This is a genomic window from Vibrio kasasachensis (genome assembly GCF_050337565.1).
Taxonomy (GTDB): Bacteria; Pseudomonadota; Gammaproteobacteria; order Enterobacterales; family Vibrionaceae; genus Vibrio; species Vibrio kasasachensis.
On record NZ_JAKJTB010000017.1, the window covers coordinates 143,100 to 161,111 of the forward strand.

Sequence of the window (18,012 nt, forward strand, 5' to 3'; positions counted from 1 at the left end):
ATCGAGCTCCCTTTTTTTATAATAAAGTATGAGTTATTACACTAATTTGGATAGAATGTTAAAACTTAATGAGAAATTGATGGCATAAAAAGTGTCCAAATATTAGAGGTTTGCCAATGAATTCATTCCAATGGGGCAGTTGCTTTGAAACGGGCATCGATGAAGTGGATGAGCAGCATCAATTTCTTGTTGATATCATTAATCGTTATGGTGTTCTGGTCGCCGAAAACAATATTTCCACCCAAGACCTTCAACTCATCCTTTTCGAACTTTCCCAATATTCAGAGTTCCATTTTTGTGAAGAAGAAGCGTTAATGCGCAAAACTGGCATTCATCCGCTTCATCTAGAAAAACACATCAAAGTTCATCGCGCATTTATGACTGAGATCATCAGCATGCAAGCATTTGTCTCAGAAGAGGATAAACAAGGTTCGGAATTGCTACTTAACTTCCTTATTCATTGGTTAGCATATCATATTCTAGGCATTGATAAGAACATGTCGCGCCAGTTGGCAAAAATTAAGGCTGGCGTTGATCCACAAATTGCTTACGAAGAAGAAGAAAAATCGCAAGATAGCAGTACGGAGCCATTGCTCGCCGCTCTAAAAGGTTTGTTTGAACAAGTGTCGGAACGAAATAAAGCGTTGCTCGATCTTAATCAACGCTTGGAAGATATGGTTGACGAGCGAACCCAACAATTGGTGATGGCCAATAAACAACTTGAAGAGTTGTCATTAACGGATTCATTGACTCAGTTACCTAATCGTCGCTTTGCGATGCGCCAACTTAATCAATTGTGGGAAATTTCGGTGGTTAAAAATGAACCGCTGGTGGCGATAATGATCGACGTGGACAACTTTAAAGAGGTTAATGATACTGCGGGGCATGATGCGGGTGATTTGGTTTTGCAGGAAATAGCCACGATGCTTAGGCATCATTTCCGTAATGATGATGTGGTTTGTCGTCTCGGTGGTGATGAGTTCTTTATTATTTGCCCCAATACCGACCAAGTTGGTGGGATGTACGTGGCTCGTCAGGCGCAAGAGTCTATCTCTGAACTGCAATTGGATTTAGGACAAGCATTTTGGTATGGCAGTATCAGCGTGGGAGTTGCCCAGCGTGATGATGAAATGAGAAATTATCACAGTTTAATTAAAGCAGCCGATAATGCCGTTTACCGTTCAAAATCAGAAGGGAGAGATCGTGTGTCTGCTTGGTTAAGTACTGAATAGGCATCAGATGAAAAGATTCAGACTGATCTTATCATCCATACATCACAGCCGTTATGTTCAGTACCGACCATCGGTTCTTCTAGGTGCGAAAAGCCCAGTTTTTCGTATAAAGCAATCGCAGATGTCATTGAACTTAGCGTATCAAGATAGCATTGATTAAATCCTTGTTGCTGGGCAAACTTTAGGCAATGCTCACTCAGTTGTCTACCTAGCCCTAATCCCCGTCCATGTGGTAACAAAAACAGCTTTTTAAGCTCGCATATTTGAGCTGAACCATTAAAAGGTGCAAGCCCACACCCACCAACAATGTTGCCATCTAAGCTGGCAAGCAAATACAAACTTTTGTTTTCTAAGCTGTAAAACTCACTCATCGCGGTCACTTCAGGATCTGAAGGACCAAAGCCCTCACCGATCGCACCAAACTCTTTACCTACCGCTTTGATTATTTGGCAAATTTCGTGATTGTACTCTTTAGTGATTGGAGAAATAACTAACGACATTTGCTGTTCCTTTTTGTTTGTATTGTGTTGTTGATATGGGTGTGAAACTACTAACAATCAACATTAGAGCTGAATTTTCACGCAAAGGCGGTGAGATTCGTGATTTCAGATTGGATTTAGACTTGGCATTCGTTACTATGTATAGCTATTTAAAGCCCCAAGATCCCTGTCGGGACGCTTATGGACACTACCACTTATGCCACTGTATCTGAGTTTATCTCGAGCTAGGGCATAGGTAGATGAGGAAACGATGCAACATCTAGAAGAGATCATTGCTAATGCGAGCACAGCAATCGAAGCTGCGCAATCGCTAGTCGCACTTGATGAAGTGCGTGTTCAGTACCTAGGTAAGAAAGGTGAGCTAACTGTTCAACTTCAAACCTTAGGTAAATTGCCACCAGAAGAGCGCCGTGAAGCTGGTCAAGAGATCAACAAAGCGAAAGGCGCAGTACAGCAAGCAATCGCGGCTCGTAAAGATGCACTGCAAAGTGCCGAGTTAGAAGCGAAATTAGCAGCTGAAACAATCGACGTAACTCTACCAGGTCGTCGTATTGAGAATGGTGGTCTACATCCTGTTACTCGTACTGTTGAGCGTATTGAACAGTTCTTTGGTGAGCTGGGCTTCAATACTGAAGCAGGTCCTGAGATCGAAGATGCATTCCACAACTTCGATGCTCTGAACATCGCAGCCGATCACCCAGCGCGTACTGATCACGACACTTTCTTCTTTAACCCAGACTTGATGCTTCGTACTCATACCTCTGGCGTACAGATCCGTAAAATGGAAAATGGTAAACCACCATTCCGTTTCATTGCGCCGGGACGCGTATATCGTAATGACTACGATCAAACGCATACGCCAATGTTCCACCAAGTGGAAGGTCTTCTGGTTGATGAAAACGTAAACTTCGCACAGCTAAAAGGCATTTTGCATGACTTCCTATGCAACTTCTTCGAAGAAGAAGTAGAAGTGCGTTTCCGTCCATCTTACTTCCCGTTCACTGAGCCTTCAGCAGAAGTAGACGTGAAAGGTAAAAACGGTAAGTGGTTGGAAGTTCTAGGCTGCGGTATGGTTCACCCGAACGTACTTGGTAGCGTAGGTATTGATTCTGAGAAATACTCTGGTTTTGCATTCGGTATGGGTATCGAGCGTCTAACGATGCTTCGCTACGGTGTAAACGATCTGCGTTCGTTCTTTGAAAACGACCTTCGTTTCCTAAAACAGTTTAAGTAATCCAGGGGATCTATCACAATGAAATTCAGCGAATCATGGCTTCGTGAGTGGGTGAATCCTGCGATTACCACTGACGAACTAACACATCAAATCACCATGGCTGGCCTAGAGGTTGACGACGTTCTTCCTGTAGCTGGCACTTTCAACGGCGTAAAAGTTGGTCACGTTGTAGAATGTGGTCAACATCCAGATGCGGACAAACTGCGCATTACAAAAGTCGACGTGGGTGAAGAAGAGCTTCTAGACATCGTATGTGGCGCAGCCAACTGCCGCCAAGGTCTAAAAGTAGCGGTAGCGACAGTAGGTGCTGTTCTACCGGGTGATTTCAAAATCAAAAAAGCAAAACTTCGTGGTCAACCGTCTCACGGCATGCTTTGTTCATTTACTGAACTCGGTATTGATGTTGAGTCTGATGGCATAATGGAACTAGCAGAAGACGCAGTTATTGGTACAGATTTCCGTGAATTTTTAGCATTAGATGACGTAACGGTAGATGTTGATCTAACAGCAAACCGCGCTGACTGTTTCAGCATTCGTGGTCTAGCTCGTGAAGTTGGCGTGTTAAACCGTGCCGACGTAACTGAGCCTACTGTAGAAACAGTAGCTGAAACCATTACCGATACAGTTTCTATCGAAGTTAAAGCGCCAGTAGCTTGTCCTCGTTACCTTGGTCGTGTGATCAAAAATGTTAACGTACAAGCTCCAACACCACTTTGGATTCAAGAGAAACTACGCCGTTGCGGCATGCGTTCAATTGACCCTGTAGTAGACGTGACAAACTACGTGATGTTAGAGCAAGGTCAACCAATGCACGCGTTCGATCTAGCGACCATCGATGGTGGTATCGTGGTACGTATGGCTGAGCAAGGCGAGAAGCTAACTCTACTAGACGGCAACGAAGCAGAGCTAAACGCAGACACTTTAGTTATCGCTGACCATAGCAAAACACTTGCTATCGCAGGTATCTTTGGTGGTGAAGGTTCAGGCGTATCGACTGAAACTAAAGATGTTCTACTTGAATGTGCATTCTTTGCTCCAGACCATATCCGTGGTCGTGCTCGTAGCTACGGTCTACACACTGATTCTTCAATGCGCTTCGAGCGTGGTGTTGATTACGCATTACAATTTAACGCAGTAGAGCGTGCTACTCAGCTACTTGTTGAAATTTGTGGTGGTGAAGTTGCTCCTATCGTTGCGGTTGAATCTGAAGCTGATCTACCACAAGCTAAGAAAGTGTTATTGCGTCGTACAAAATTAGACAACCTACTTGGTCACCATATTGTTGATGCGGACGTTGTTGAAATTCTAGAACGCTTAGGTATGGCTGTTGAAGCGAATGCAGAAGGTTGGATTGCAACCGCACCAACGTGGCGTTTCGATATCGCAATCGAACCAGATTTGATTGAAGAAGTTGGTCGTATCTACGGCTACAATAACATCCCTAATCAACATCCAGTGGCAGCGCTTAAAATGAACAACCACGTTGAAGCGGATCAACCGCTAAAACGTGTACGTGATTTACTTGTTGATCGCGGTTTCCACGAAGCGATTACTTACAGCTTTGTAGAGCCTGAGCAACAAAAGCTGACTGTGCCAGATGTTGCACCACTTGTCCTGCCAAATCCAATTTCGGCAGACATGTCAGCAATGCGTCTTGGTCTTATTCAAGGTCTATTGAATACAGTGGTTCACAACCAAAAACGTCAGCAGCCTCGCGTTCGTTTATTCGAGTATGGTCTGCGTTTTGTCCCGTGTGAAACGGCTGAAAACGGTATGCTTCAAGAACCAATGCTGGCTGGTGTGATTGCTGGTACACGCAGCGAAGAGCACTGGGACATTGCAACGAACACTGTTGATTTCTTTGATCTTAAAGCGGATCTAGAAGCGGTTCTTGAGCTAACTTCAAACGAACAAGCTTACTCATTTACAGCAGTGACACACCCAGCGCTTCACCCTGGTCAATCAGCGGCAATCATTGTTGATGGCAACCCGGTTGGTGTCATCGGTACAGTACATCCAGAGCTTGAGCGTAAGTTTGGCTTGAATGGTCGTACAATCGTATTCGAAATTGAATGGTCCGCGATCAACACTCGCGTAATTCCAGAAGCAGCTGCACTATCGAAGTTCCCTGCAAACCGTCGTGATATCGCAGTAGTGGTCGACGAAACAGTAGCTTCAGGTGATATCGTAGAGGCTTGCCTAGAGCAAGGCGGCGAGTTCCTAAAAGACGCGAAACTGTTTGACGTTTATGTCGGCAAAGGTGTTGAAGAAGGCAAGAAGAGCTTAGCTATTGCGCTAACGTTACAATCATTAGAGCGTACACTTGAAGATGCGGATATTGCTGGTGCAGTAGAAGCTATCGTTGCTCATGTATCAGAGAAATTTGACGCTTCACTTCGCGACTAATTCTCACATTGATTGAAACTAAAAACCTGCCGAATAGGCAGGTTTTTTTGTTTAGAGGCTAAATCTTAAAGCGCTTAGCTAGTTCTTCAAGTTGAGTGGAAAGTGCGTTAAGCGTTTCGCTGCTGTCAGATAGATGGTCCGCGGATTGAGCTGTTTCATCGGTTAGGCTACTAATTTCATTAATATTCACGTTGATGTCGTTCACAACGATTGATTGCTGTTCTGTTGCCGTTGCAACGAGCGTGTTTTGATCGTTGATCATATCAATAAATGTATTTATTTGTTGCAGTGACTTGCTCACCACTTCAGATTGCTCAACTACGACTAAACTCTGGTCATGCCCTCGAGACATTGAATCAACCGCATTGCTTGATTCTTGCTGTAGGCGGTTAATCACCCCTTGAATTTCTTCTGTGGATTCAGCAGAGCGGCTAGCTAGGTTTCGAACTTCGTCGGCAACCACCGCAAATCCACGCCCTTGCTCACCTGCGCGTGCAGCCTCAATCGCTGCATTTAGAGCGAGTAAGTTAGTTTGTTCAGAGATACTACGAATGGTTTCCAAGATTGAACTGATATCTTCAACTTGAATGGCTAGGGTACTGACGACGTTCTTCGCGCCATCAATTTCTTGAGATAAAAACTCAATTGCACCGGTTGTTTCTTCGAGGTTTTTCATGCCTGAGTTTGCTTCTAGTGTTGCATCCTTCGCAACATTTGCGGCACTCGCTGCGTTAGAAGAAATCTCACCAACGGTGGCACCAAGCTCGGTTATAGCTGTCGCAACTTGTGTTGTTCGATCACGTTGAGCAACACAAATTTGCTGTGTTTGCTGAGCCTGATGTGATAATTTCTCTGCGGCTTCAGACATTTGGTGGCTGCTTGAGATTATTTCAGTTATCGACTCATGAACACGGCTCATTAGTGTATTGAAGCTTCTACCAATATCGCTTAGTTCATCGTTGGAGGAAACGTCGAGACGTAAGTCTAGGGCAAGGTTTTGCGCTGCCTGATTCATATTCTGCTTTAACGAATCGACTTTCTTTCTCAAGCCACTAACGACTAAGAAAGCAATAGCAAATGAAATGATTAGACCGACAATAATAACGGTCAATAAAACATATTTTCCTGCAAGGTAGGCTTCCTCACTTTCCGCGTGTTGGGTTTTCGCTTGAAGCAACAAGTTGTTTAGAATTTCGTCGGCTTGCTTACGCAGAGAGCCATAACTCTTTGCGTATTTTTGTTGATAGATTTGGCTAGCCGTTGCCATGTCTCCGCGCTCGAAAGCTTCAAGCATTGGATTCAGTTCTTGCGAAACCATCAGCTCCATTGCCTTTTTTAGCACTTTGGCTTCTTGCTGCACTTGCGGATTTACTTGCGCCTCGACGGCCTGATCGAGAGAAGCTATCAACTGTGGAATATCCTCTTCTCGGGTCTCTTTGACGCGAGTCATTACCCCTTTCTTATCTTTTAAATAATCAGTTTGTTGCAAAAGCATCATATCGATGCCCACTCGCATGCGAGGAATTCGTGATGCAACTTCCGCCATGGCACGCATTGGATCGGCAGTATTTTGGTAGATGGCGTCTGTTTTGGTTTGAAGCTTATTCATTGAGCTTAGGCTCATAAATGCTACCACGAGCAGCGCTATACATGGTGAAAGAACGGCTAAAATAAGTCGTGCTCGAATGGTTGTTTGGTCTAAAAGCATGGGTTTTCCTGTTTGAAAGCGAAGAGCTTAAGGCTGGATGATATGTAAGGCTCTCAATATTAGATTATGGATTTTTGAGTCGCCTGCGTTAAAGCTATATTTATATGAAACTTTATTGCACTAGAATGTGACATAAAGGGGGTTGTAGAATTAACGACTTTAATAAATTAATTAAATGGGATGGAGTACGCAATAAATATAAGAAAAACTTCCGCTTGGTTCGAATTTGGTGGATTACTATTTGGCGAGGCAACGGTAGATGAAGTAGAGCTAGTGGTTATTGTGGTTGTTTTTCGTGGTTTTTCCGTCTTGGATCAAAAAATCCCAATGCACGTTTAACATGCGTTGGGATTTGTTTAATTAGCACTCTAATGAGGCTGACATAGAACGATTTATTAGATTTTGAATCTGCTAGTTAACGTCTCAAGTTGTGTTGACAACGCATTGAGAGTTTCGCTACTCGCAGACAATTGATCGGCAGATAAGGCAGTTTCATCGGTCAAGTTACTGATTTCACTAATATTGAGATTAATGTCTTCGACCACGCTTGATTGCTCCTCTGTTGCTGTTGCAACCAATGTATTTTGGTCGTTGATCTTCTCAATGAAGGAGTGAATTTGCTGCCATGCTTGGTTCGCCATTTCTGCCTGTTCAGCAACTGTCCCACTTTGCTCATGACCTAAACTCATTGATTCAACTGCCTTTTGAGACTCTTGTTGCAAACGGTTAATCACACCTTGAATTTCTTCAGTTGACTCAGCAGAGCGGCTTGCAAGATTACGCACTTCATCAGCAACAACGGCAAAACCGCGTCCTTGTTCGCCAGCACGCGCAGCTTCAATCGCTGCGTTCAATGCTAGTAAATTCGTTTGGTCTGAAATGCTGCGGATTGTTTCAAGAATTGAGCTAATATCATTCACTTGTTGTGCCAGTGAGCTAACCACCATTTTCGTATTATCAAGACCGTTTGAGAGGTTATCGATATTATTTTTCGCGTTTAATACCTCTCTTACACCCGTATTCGCCCCTTCTTTCGCTTCTAGTGCGACATCAGCGGCATTGGCTGCGTTTGACGAGATTTCTGCGACTGTAGCTCCTAGTTGATTAATGGCAGTAGCGACTTGAGTGGTACGATCACGCTGAGAGACACAAATACGTTGAGTATGCTGCGCTTGTTGTGCGACTTTATCTGCCGCTTCAGACATTTTAAAGCTGCTTGATGCGACCTCGGCGAATGACTGATGCATGCGCTCCATCAAAGTATTAAAACTGCGCCCTACGTCGCTAAGTTCATCGTTTGAAGAGACATCAAGGCGTGCATCTAAGGAAAGATTTTGTGCAGCTTGATTCATGCTGTGCTTTAAAGTTTCGACCTTTTTTCTTAAGCCGTTAATTACAACAAATGAAATCAAAATCGAGAGTAATAGACCAAATGTAATAGCGGTATAAATGGCATATTTTGCTGAAGCAGTTGTTTGCTCACTTTGTTGGTGATGAGTTTTTGCTTCCACTAGTAGACGGTCTAAAATTTGGTCGGCTTGTTTACGTAATGTACCGTAGCTGTTCGCATATTTGTCGCGGTAAATTTGGCTTGCTGTTGCCATGTCCCCACTCTCAAAAGCTTCCAGCATTGGCGTTAGCTCTTGGTTAATCATTCTCTCTGCTGCTGATTTTAGTGATCTTACATCTCGCTGCATTTGCGGGTTAACTTGCGTTGACAAGGCGTGCTCTAGAGAGGCGATAAGTTGAGGGATATCTTCTGTTCTCGCTTCTTTGATACGAGTTTTTACCCCTTTACCGTCTTTTAGGTAATCGGTTTGTTGCAGAAGCATCATATCAATACCGACGCGCATACGTGGGATGCGAGAAGTAACCTCTGCCATGGAGCGCATCGGGTCAGCTGTCCCTAAGTAGATAGACTCTGTTTTTCCTTGAATTTGAGTCATAGTGTTGAGACCCATAACGGCAATAATGAGTAACGCTGAACATGGCGTGAGTACGGCTAAAATGAGCCGTGTTTTAAGAGTGGTTTTATCTAACAACATATTACCGAGTCCTGTTTGAAAGCTTGCAACGAAAACGCGTTGATTTAATTAGTGTATTCACTTATGAAAGCGCGTAGTTATATTGAAATTAACCATCAAATAGTGTGACCTGTTGTGTAAAAACGGATTAACAATATTATTAATAACTATTTTTGTGGGATAGGGCGCAAAATTTTCTAAAAAAAGAGAATTTACCTAAGGGCAAAGTGTGCACCTAGGTGATTATGCTATTGATTTTATTGGTTTATTATACCATTTAGTTGGCGAGATACTGATCAGGAAATAGTGCTTGTATGTGATTGAAGGCATCATTGTATCAAATGGAAATCATACGATACGCATGGATGAGGGAGGGCACATTAGTAAGATAATGCCAACAGATATTGGTCTTATCTTTTATTTGGTTTTTACTGGCAGATTGAGCGAGCCATACGAGCATAGGTGTGGCGGTTAGCAAGAGTTGCTCGCTAAAAATGGACAGAAGTTCTGATTCTAGAAACGGTTAGCATAGATAAGGAATATCACTACAAATTTAATCAAAGTGGTTGTTTATGTGCTACAGAGCTATGCGAGCAGCAAGAAATCGTGCACTGGGATTTTTATCGATGGAGTGATACCAATCTGCGGGCATGGCATCGGAAAGCCCCATCGTTTTTAATCGTTGCTTTTCGGTTTTACTGATCACCGCAAACTGCAGTAAGCCATGGATTATGCGTCTTGCTGATTGGCGAGACAATTCACCATCACGTTGGTAACGTTTTAGCTCACCAATAATGGACGCCAACGGCACTAACGGCTCAAGTTCCGCATGTTTAGTGGTAATGACCGAGCCTGAGCGTGGGCAGTGCTCTCTCGCCATTTGCCAATCCGGTTTACCTAATTTCGAAGCATAGCCTTCACGAAAACAGAAATAACTCAGTAGAAAACGCTCAACCATCGTCCAGCGTTGAGCTGTGATTTCGATCATTAGGTGTTCAAATTCAATATCGGTGTCGTTCATTTGGGTTTCTAAGCGTTGTTTATGGTAAAAAATACCAGATATTCGTAACAATTTCGCCATCTATCCCCGTCATACTTGAAGTTGCAGCGGTGTTGGCTGTATTCGTGCGCCCCAATCACATAGTTTACCTATGCACAGGGGACTTTTTACTTGCCGCCTACCTACATCTTCAAGTTTTTTGGGTATAATATTGAAATACATCGCAAGAACGTAATCCTCACGGTTTTGATGCCGAGTTGCTAGACATGTTGACGTTTAATCGACCACACTAACTGCGCTAGCAACAACACACCCGTTACCGCTAATCCAATCCCAATCCCTGCCCATATACCGGTTAGTTGGTAGGTTTCAAGTAGTAACCAAGCAGCAGGCAAGCCAAATACCCAATAACCAATAGCTGTCATAATGGTCGGCGCTATGACAATTTTCATTCCGCGTAGCAGGTTAATGGCGAGCAACTGCCATGCATCGACCACGAAGGCTAATGCCACTACCCACAGTACTGAAATTAGTAAATCAGTAAGATGAATATCGAGATTGAAAAGAGCGGCGATAAATTCTGGCCACAACATAAAACCTCCCGCTAACACAATACTGATAACAGTGGTTACAGTGAAGCTTCGAATCGCCGTTTTTTTTATGCCAGTATAATTTTCAGCGCCAAAATCTTGGCCAACTAAAATGGCGGCAGCTTGAGATAAACCGAAATTTATATTCCACGTAAAGCCAAGGCACTGAAGTAGAATCTGGTGTAGTGCTAGTGCTGAAATACTCACGGTTCCTGCCATTAAAGTACCGCCGTAAATCAAGCCGTGTTCAAGCAAAGCGGCTAATCCAATCGGAAATCCCATCGCAAGCAAGGGTTTAACCAGCGAAACGGAGTATTCGTTTAGGTTTTTCCATGGTGCAAACGATTCAAACTCAGGACGAGTAAACACCCAGTAACCATAAGCGATGGTGACAATAGCTGAAGCTAATGCCGTACCAGTCCCTAAGCCTGCGAGCCCAAGTTCAAAAGTAAATGCAAGTACGTAGCTGATCGGTATATTGAGCAATATCGTCATTACGGACATCAGCAATATTGACCGAACGTTACCAAATACGCTGGTGAGTCCGCGCAAGATGAGTAGTAGTAGCGACGGTAGCATTGCCCATTTTAAGGCATCGACGTATTGCATTGCTGGTGCAATAATTTCTTCAGGCTGATTGGCCAAACGAAGTAAATCCGCTCCAAAAGAAAAGCAGACGTACAGCATTGCGGAAAGCACCAGCGCTAAAAGCACTGCCCCTTTAAGGGCAAAGCGAATTTGTTGATTGCCGAACTCAGGTCTTGCCACTCTCTGACCGTAAGCAATGGCAATTAGATTTGCCACGCATCCCACGGTGCTACTCGCAACAATAAAAACAAAACTATAGATTGAGGCTCCTAGACCACCAGCGGCAAGAGCGGAAATACTCAATCGAGACATCATCCATACATCGGTTAATACCAAGGCCATAGAGATAAGTTGAGAGATGATAAGAGGGAATGCTAAAAAGAGAATTTTTCTCATAAGTGCTCAGAAATAAAAGACGAAAGACATAATAGGTATGCGATTTTCGCCAATTTAACGATCAATCGGCTTCGCTATCAAATGATAAATATGTCAATCTGTTATGAGTTGAAGTTATGTGAGTTATATTATGAAGCCTTATCCCCATTTACCTTATAGTCAAAACAGTCTTAAGGTGTTTGAGTCTGTGGCTCGGCTACTGAGTTTTACTCAAGCCGCACAGGAGTTGAACGTGACGCAAAGCGCCGTAAGTCGGCAGATTAAATCCCTCGAACAAGAACTAAATGTTGTTCTGATCGTAAGAAAACATCGCTCAATTGAATTGACCATGAAAGGCATGGCTCTGTTTGAAGTACTGAGGAGCAACTATTTAGAGCTGCAAGCATTACTCGAAAAATGGTCAGCGCCAGAGAAAAAACGTTTAGTGATTAAGAGTGCAGTGAGCTTTGCTACTCGAATTTTGATCCCAAGGCTAATGGAACTCAATGAAAGGTACCCAGACTATGAAATTGTCATTATTCCGCTAATCGAAGGGGATTGGGATTTAACCCATGAACATAGCGATTTGGCGATCATTAATACACGGCAGCCCGAGCTGTATCGAGGGCACCCGAAAGCCACATTTTTGCGTGATGAGTATATGGCGCCCATTTATACTCTGAGCGAAGGTCAAAGTAATAAGGAACTGCATGAAGTATTGGCAATGGCCCGACTTCACGCAACGGATGATCATCTAGATTGGAGTGCTTGGCTCGCACAGGAGCAAGACAACGGTGTAAAACAAAGCCGAGATACGTCATTTGTGAGTTTGGACCTGGCGATAAGTGCTTGTTTAGCGGGTTATGGTGCAACCGTAACGGATTTGCTTCTGGTGTTACCTGAACTAGAAAGAGGCTATTTGCGTACTCCAAATTTGGCGCCTATTCGATCAAGTGCGTGGCAGTACTTTGCGTATATTCCTCAACAGAGCGAGATCTCTGCGGACTTGCTGCAATGGCTGCAATGTCTATTTGAGAAAGAGCAAACGCGGTTGTTACGTTTAGCTGAGAAATATCAATGGAAAATGTGAAGCCCATCCCTATTAATCATACATTAGTGTGGCAAATAAGATTGCGAAAACAATCCTTAACAAGGAAGTGTATGCTGAAGTATCACCGTTAGTGTAGAGGGAAATGTTATGTATGAGATTCAACCCAACGTATGGATATTTGATGGCAAAGATGTGCCGTTTTTAGGGTTACCTTTCTCCACTCGTATGACCGTTATCCGTTTAAACGACGGTCGGCTTTGGGTGCACAGCCCAATTGCATTGAATCCTTATTTAAAAGAACAAATAGATCAATTAGGCGATGTTTGTTTTCTTATCGCGCCTAATCATTTGCATCACTTATTTGTTGGTGAATGGCAGGCACAATATCCACAGGCGCTTACCTACGGTACCGCGCAAGTCATAAAAAAAAGGCAGGATTTACGTTTTGAAAACTCTTTAGCGGAATCTGCGACGTTTCCTTGGGATGAGGAGATAGAGCATTTGTTGTTTACTGGTTCATCAGTAATGCAAGAAAGTGTCTTCCTCCATAAAGAGACGAACACGCTGATAGTGACGGACCTGATTGAGAACTTTGATCCACAGAGATTTAAACCGCTGCAAAGAAACATCGCCAAAGTAGTTGGTATACTCTCACCAAATGGAAAGATGCCACTAGACTGGCGATTGACGTTTCAATTTCATAAAAAGATCGCCCGCGAACATATGTTGACGATTCTCTCTTGGCATCCACAGCGAATTATTATGTCCCATGGTGAGATCATAGAATCGCAAGCGGAGTCGTTTCTCGTCGATTCATTTGGTTGGCTTGGAGACCTGAATCAACTCAATAAGTGAGAAGGGTAGCAGAATGACGTTGTTTTAAAGATGGCTTTGTGACATTTCTACTGCGTGATGACAGCCCATAATCTTTTGTCGTATTAATTAAGCAGATTTATGCGTCGAGTATCCCTTTTCTCTACTTTAGTATTAGAAACCGTTAAATTTCGAATACCGTTACTGCTATCATATTGTTATGAAATTAGTTTTCTTCTGGATCAAAGCTGAATATAGCTAAGTTAACCAGCGAATTATGAGGCTGTATGTTAGAAACAAAACGATTAATACTTAGGCAGTGGCAGGATGCGGATTATCCTCACTTTGCACGTATGTGCGCCGACCCAGAAGTGATGAAATATTTCCCCAGCGTGCTTACGGAATCTGAAAGCTTTCAATTGGCTGATCGGATCCGCGCACTGATTGATAAGAATGGCTGGGGTTTTTGGGCGGTAGAGCTCAAAAGTACGCGTGAGTTTATCGGTTTTGTTGGTTTGAATGCACAAGATGGTGAAAGTGGGCTCCCTAATGCACCAATGCTCGAGATTGGTTGGCGCACGGCAAGTCAACACTGGCATAAAGGCTACGCAACTGAAGCGGCTGAGCAAGCCATTCGTTACGCCTTTTTTGTATTGGGTGTTGATGATGTTTACTCATTTACCGCCAAAGTAAACATCCCGTCACAAATGGTGATGAAACGCTTAGGCATGGTCAATACTTGCATGGACTTCAATCACCCGAAGTTACCAGAAGACCACGAGTTACAATGTCACTGTTTATATAAAATTGGTAAGCAGAGCATCATATCCGGCACACCTTTAGGTACGCTGCGTTAATTTAGTAATTTAGTAATTTAGTAATTAAGTCATCTGGGATGAGCAGTATGGATTGCCGAAAAAAAATGCACAGTGGTCAAATTTACTATTGTGATGACCCATTACTATTTGAAGAACAACGAGCGTGCTTGGAGGTTCTCTACGATTTTAATCATTCAAGACCAAGCGAAGTTAAATTACGTGATGAGTTGGCGCGCAGCTTATTGGGTGGGGCTGGGAAAGAGTGTTATATCGAGCCCCCATTGCATGCGAACTGGGGTAAGCACACTGTCATCGGCGATTATTTCTATGCAAATTTCAACTTAACTCTGGTCGATGACACCAAAATAATGATTGGGAATCATGTCATGATCGGTCCCAACGTGACACTGACAACAGCAGGGCACCCAGTAGACCCAGATTCACGTCGTAAGGTTGCTCAATTTAATATCCCCATTACTATTTGCGATAACGTATGGATTGGCGCCAATGTGGTGGTGCTCCCTGGAGTGACCATTGGCGAAAATAGTGTGATTGGTGCGGGAAGCATTGTGATGAAAGACATACCAGCAAACGTCGTCGCGGTTGGGAATCCATGCCGAGTGATGAGAGACATCTCCGAGAGAGATAAAGAGTATTATTTTAGAAACCTAAAGTTTGATGGCATATAGCCGATTCTTTCACTCTTGTCCTAGCGGCAACATGACAATTGCTGAGATACGGTAGTGAGTTTATAAACGGTCCTGAATTTGGACCGTTTTCTTTAAGATAAGGGCAGCTTTAGAGTGTGGATCTAAATTTCTGCAAGAGATCTTGCTGTTGTTCGGTCAGGTTTGTTGGTGTATCCACTTGAATGCTGACCAATAAATCGCCCGTTATTCCTTTTCGGTTGGTGACACCTTTACCTGGAATTTTAAACTTGCGCCCACTTTGCGTGCCCGTAGGAATTTTTAGTTTAAAATGGCTATCCAACACATGAACTTCTGCTTCGCCCCCTAGCGTTGCAGTGATCATGTCAACATGAGTGGTGCAGACTAGGTTATCTCCATCACGTTTAAGGAAAGCATGTGAGCGAGTGGTGATCACAAGCAACAGATCACCAGCTGGACCACCGTTTACGCCTATACCACCTTTACCAGAAAATCGAATCTTTTCGCCATCTTTGATGCCCGCAGGGATCTTCACGTTGATTTTTTTCTGTTCACCATTGATCGGTAACTCGACGACTTTCTCAGCACCTTGAACTGCATCTACAAAATCAACGGTTAAAGTAAATTCTCGGTCTTGCCCTTTTTGCACGCGATTACTTCGGGAGAAGATGTCTTCAAAACCACCGAATCCGCCACTAAATCCACCACCTTGCTGCCTAAAACCGCCGCCAAAGAAATCATCAAAACCGCCATTACTGTGTTGAGAGTGATCACCAAAACCACCGCGACTGCCATCAAAAGCAGCATGACCGAATTGGTCGTACTGTCGACGTTTGTCAGTATCCGTGAGTGTCTCGTAGGCTTCTTTTATTTCTTTAAATTTATCTTCTGCCGTTGCATCACCGGGGTTCTTGTCGGGATGGTACTTCATCGCTAGCTTTTTATAGGCTTTTCTAATCTCTTTTTCTGAATTTGTTTTAGAGACACCTAGCACGTTGTAATAGTCTCGCTTGGACATGTTAGCCTCTTACTTTTATTCCTAACTGCCATGGAAAAGGGCGTATGAGTTGCCTCTTACGCCCTAAATACCAATGTTGTTATACCGCTCAGCTACTCTAGAGAGAACAAATAGTTGAGCTTAGGCGTTATTTCACTTCTTCAAACTCTGCATCAACAACATCGTCGTTCTTAGAGTGATCTCCAGCATCTGCATCTTCAGCGTGTTGTGCTTGAGTTTGTTGCTGAGTAATTTCCATCAGCTTTTGAGCAGCAGCCATTAACGCTTGAACTTTCGCATCGATCGCTTCTTTATCATCACCTTTACGTGCTTCTTCAAGCTCAGTGATAGCAGCTTCAATCTTCTCTTTCTCATCAGCAGGAAGCGCTTCACCAGCTTCTTCAATTTGCTTACGAGTACCGTGAATCATTTGGTCTGCTTGGTTACGTGCAGATGCTAGCTCTTCGAACTTTTTGTCCGCTTCTTTGTTAGCTTCTGCTTCTTGAACCATTTTCTCGATGTCTTCATCGCTTAGACCGCTTGAAGCTTGAATCGTGATCTTCTGCTCTTTACCAGTCTGCTTGTCTTTCGCAGATACGTGCAGGATACCATCCGCATCTAGGTCGAAAGTTACTTCAATTTGTGGCATGCCACGTGCAGCTGCTTGGATCCCTTCTAGGTTAAATTGACCTAGAGACTTATTGTATGACGCTTGCTTACGCTCACCTTGTAGAACATGGATAGTTACCGCGTTCTGGTTGTCTTCTGCAGTAGAGAAWACTTGGTTCGCTTTTGTTGGRATMGTCGTGTTCTTCTCAACWAGCTTAGTCATTACGCCGCCCATAGTCTCGATACCTAGAGACAGAGGTGTAACGTCTAGTAGTAGTACGTCTTTCACTTCACCCGCAAGTACACCACCTTGAACTGCAGCACCCATTGCTACTGCTTCATCAGGGTTTACATCACGGCGAGCTTCTTTACCGAAGAACTCAGCAACTTTAGCTTGAACCATTGGCATACGAGTTTGACCACCAACTAGGATAACRTCWGTGATGTCRCCTACTGATAGCTCAGCATCTGCTAGAGCAACTTTTAGTGGCTCAAGTGAACGYTGTACTAGGTCTTCAACTAGAGMTTCTAGTTTTGCACGAGTMACTTTAACGTTCATGTGCTTAGGACCAGTYGCATCTGCAGTTACGTAAGGTAGGTTTACGTCTGTTTGAGTAGTAGAAGAAAGCTCAATTTTCGCTTTTTCTGCTGCTTCTTTAACGCGCTGCATTGCTAGTGGATCAGTCTTAAGGTTGATACCTTGCTCTTTTTTGAATTCGTCTACTAAGTAGTTGATTAGACGGCTATCAAAATCTTCACCACCTAGGTGAGTGTCACCGTTAGTTGCTAGAACTTCGAAAGTTTTCTCGCCTTCAACTTCATCGATTTCGATGATAGAGATATCAAATGTACCACCACCAAGGTCGTAAACTGCGATAGTACGATCGCCGCCTGACTTGTCTAGACCGTAAGCTAGCGCTGCTGCTGTTGGTTCGTTGATGATACGTTTAACTTCTAGACCTGCGATACGACCAGCATCTTTCGTTGCTTGACGTTGAGCATCGTTAAAGTAAGCAGGAACAGTGATAACAGCACCCGTTACTTCTTCACCTAGGAAGTCTTCTGCCGTTTTCTTCATCTTTTTCAAGATTTCAGCTGAAACTTGAGGAGCCGCCATTTTTTGGCCTTGCGCTTCTACCCATGCATCACCGTTGTCAGCCTTAACAATTTTGTAAGGCATGATTTCGATATCACGCTGAACTTCTTCGTCTTCGAAACGACGACCGATAAGACGCTTAATTGCATATAGCGTGTTAGTTGGGTTTGTCACTGCTTGGCGTTTAGCCGGTTGGCCTACTAGCGTTTCGCTGTCTGTGTAGGCTACAACAGATGCGGTTGTACGCTCGCCTTCCGCGTTTTCAATTACGCGTGGCTTGTTGCCGTCTAAAACAGCAACACA

General features: G+C 43.6%; 14 protein-coding genes. 7 read left to right on the forward strand and 7 right to left on the reverse strand.

Annotation, left to right across the window (positions count from 1 at the left end; genetic code table 11):
• Positions 1 to 116: 116 nt before the first annotated feature.
• Complete coding sequence (locus L4C38_RS14900) at positions 117 to 1,232, forward strand: GGDEF domain-containing protein (RefSeq protein WP_428798348.1); 1,116 nt, start codon at positions 117 to 119, stop codon at positions 1,230 to 1,232.
• Positions 1,233 to 1,249: 17 nt separating this feature from the next.
• On the opposite strand, the gene L4C38_RS14905 is transcribed toward L4C38_RS14900, so the two are convergent.
• The gene (locus tag L4C38_RS14905) at positions 1,250 to 1,732 is read right to left on the reverse strand and encodes a GNAT family N-acetyltransferase (protein ID WP_428798349.1); all 483 of its coding nucleotides are present in this window, start codon (positions 1,730 to 1,732) and stop codon (positions 1,250 to 1,252) included.
• A 250-nt stretch (positions 1,733 to 1,982) separates the two neighbouring features.
• On the opposite strand from L4C38_RS14905, the gene pheS reads away from it, so the two are divergent.
• Complete coding sequence (gene pheS / locus L4C38_RS14910) at positions 1,983 to 2,966, forward strand: phenylalanine--tRNA ligase subunit alpha (protein ID WP_428798350.1); 984 nt, start codon at positions 1,983 to 1,985, stop codon at positions 2,964 to 2,966.
• Positions 2,967 to 2,984: 18 nt separating this feature from the next.
• The gene (gene pheT, locus L4C38_RS14915; protein ID WP_428798351.1) at positions 2,985 to 5,372 is read left to right on the forward strand and encodes a phenylalanine--tRNA ligase subunit beta; all 2,388 of its coding nucleotides are present in this window, start codon (positions 2,985 to 2,987) and stop codon (positions 5,370 to 5,372) included.
• A gap of 58 nt (positions 5,373 to 5,430) precedes the next feature.
• Here the strand turns inward: pheT and L4C38_RS14920 are convergent, their stop codons facing one another.
• The 4 genes from L4C38_RS14920 to L4C38_RS14935 form a co-directional block, all read right to left on the reverse strand.
• A complete protein-coding gene (locus L4C38_RS14920; RefSeq protein ID WP_428798352.1) occupies positions 5,431 to 7,080 on the reverse strand; it encodes a methyl-accepting chemotaxis protein in 1,650 nt (549 codons plus the stop codon).
• Between the two features lie 395 nt (positions 7,081 to 7,475).
• Positions 7,476 to 9,125: a methyl-accepting chemotaxis protein gene (locus L4C38_RS14925; RefSeq protein WP_428798353.1), complete on the reverse strand. Its 1,650-nt coding sequence runs from the start codon at positions 9,123 to 9,125 to the stop codon at positions 7,476 to 7,478.
• A gap of 556 nt (positions 9,126 to 9,681) precedes the next feature.
• Positions 9,682 to 10,185, reverse strand: a complete 504-nt coding sequence (locus L4C38_RS14930; RefSeq protein ID WP_428798354.1) for a hypothetical protein — start codon at positions 10,183 to 10,185, stop codon at positions 9,682 to 9,684.
• Between the two features lie 179 nt (positions 10,186 to 10,364).
• Entirely contained in the window at positions 10,365 to 11,678 is a 1,314-nt protein-coding gene (locus L4C38_RS14935) for an MATE family efflux transporter (protein WP_428798355.1), read from the reverse strand.
• A 130-nt stretch (positions 11,679 to 11,808) separates the two neighbouring features.
• Between L4C38_RS14935 and L4C38_RS14940 the strand changes: the two genes are divergently transcribed.
• The 4 genes from L4C38_RS14940 to L4C38_RS14955 all read left to right on the forward strand — a co-directional run bounded on the left by L4C38_RS14940 (position 11,809) and on the right by L4C38_RS14955 (position 15,028).
• Positions 11,809 to 12,747 carry a LysR family transcriptional regulator gene (locus L4C38_RS14940; protein ID WP_428798356.1) on the forward strand — a complete coding sequence of 313 codons (939 nt, stop codon included), beginning with the start codon at positions 11,809 to 11,811 and terminating at the stop codon, positions 12,745 to 12,747.
• A 108-nt stretch (positions 12,748 to 12,855) separates the two neighbouring features.
• Positions 12,856 to 13,563, forward strand: coding sequence for a DUF4336 domain-containing protein (locus L4C38_RS14945; RefSeq protein WP_428798357.1), 708 nt, complete (start codon positions 12,856 to 12,858; stop codon positions 13,561 to 13,563).
• Between the two features lie 245 nt (positions 13,564 to 13,808).
• A complete protein-coding gene (locus L4C38_RS14950) occupies positions 13,809 to 14,378 on the forward strand; it encodes a GNAT family N-acetyltransferase (RefSeq protein ID WP_428798358.1) in 570 nt (189 codons plus the stop codon).
• A gap of 47 nt (positions 14,379 to 14,425) precedes the next feature.
• Positions 14,426 to 15,028 (forward strand): sugar O-acetyltransferase, encoded by a 603-nt coding sequence (locus L4C38_RS14955; protein WP_428798359.1) that lies wholly within the window; start codon positions 14,426 to 14,428, stop codon positions 15,026 to 15,028.
• A 109-nt stretch (positions 15,029 to 15,137) separates the two neighbouring features.
• On the opposite strand, the gene L4C38_RS14960 is transcribed toward L4C38_RS14955, so the two are convergent.
• The gene (locus L4C38_RS14960; protein WP_428798360.1) at positions 15,138 to 16,025 is read right to left on the reverse strand and encodes a DnaJ C-terminal domain-containing protein; all 888 of its coding nucleotides are present in this window, start codon (positions 16,023 to 16,025) and stop codon (positions 15,138 to 15,140) included.
• A 127-nt stretch (positions 16,026 to 16,152) separates the two neighbouring features.
• Positions 16,153 to 18,012 (reverse strand): molecular chaperone DnaK (gene dnaK, locus L4C38_RS14965; RefSeq protein WP_428798361.1); only part of this gene is annotated, 1,860 nt, incomplete at its 5' end.

What these genes read in the sequence shown, in the direction of transcription:
- L4C38_RS14925 (WP_428798353.1), bottom strand. Translation starts at nt 9,125, where the DNA reads ATGTTGTTAGATAAAACCACTCTTAAAACACGGCTCATTTTAGCCGTA.
- L4C38_RS14950 (WP_428798358.1), top strand. Translation starts at nt 13,809, where the DNA reads ATGTTAGAAACAAAACGATTAATACTTAGGCAGTGGCAGGATGCGGAT.
- L4C38_RS14905 (WP_428798349.1), bottom strand. Translation starts at nt 1,732, where the DNA reads ATGTCGTTAGTTATTTCTCCAATCACTAAAGAGTACAATCACGAAATT.
- L4C38_RS14900 (WP_428798348.1), top strand. Translation starts at nt 117, where the DNA reads ATGAATTCATTCCAATGGGGCAGTTGCTTTGAAACGGGCATCGATGAA.
- L4C38_RS14920 (WP_428798352.1), bottom strand. Translation starts at nt 7,080, where the DNA reads ATGCTTTTAGACCAAACAACCATTCGAGCACGACTTATTTTAGCCGTT.
- L4C38_RS14930 (WP_428798354.1), bottom strand. Translation starts at nt 10,185, where the DNA reads ATGGCGAAATTGTTACGAATATCTGGTATTTTTTACCATAAACAACGC.
- pheS (WP_428798350.1), top strand. Translation starts at nt 1,983, where the DNA reads ATGCAACATCTAGAAGAGATCATTGCTAATGCGAGCACAGCAATCGAA.
- L4C38_RS14945 (WP_428798357.1), top strand. Translation starts at nt 12,856, where the DNA reads ATGTATGAGATTCAACCCAACGTATGGATATTTGATGGCAAAGATGTG.
- pheT (WP_428798351.1), top strand. Translation starts at nt 2,985, where the DNA reads ATGAAATTCAGCGAATCATGGCTTCGTGAGTGGGTGAATCCTGCGATT.
- L4C38_RS14955 (WP_428798359.1), top strand. Translation starts at nt 14,426, where the DNA reads ATGGATTGCCGAAAAAAAATGCACAGTGGTCAAATTTACTATTGTGAT.
- L4C38_RS14940 (WP_428798356.1), top strand. Translation starts at nt 11,809, where the DNA reads ATGAAGCCTTATCCCCATTTACCTTATAGTCAAAACAGTCTTAAGGTG.
- L4C38_RS14960 (WP_428798360.1), bottom strand. Translation starts at nt 16,025, where the DNA reads ATGTCCAAGCGAGACTATTACAACGTGCTAGGTGTCTCTAAAACAAAT.
- L4C38_RS14935 (WP_428798355.1), bottom strand. Translation starts at nt 11,678, where the DNA reads ATGAGAAAAATTCTCTTTTTAGCATTCCCTCTTATCATCTCTCAACTT.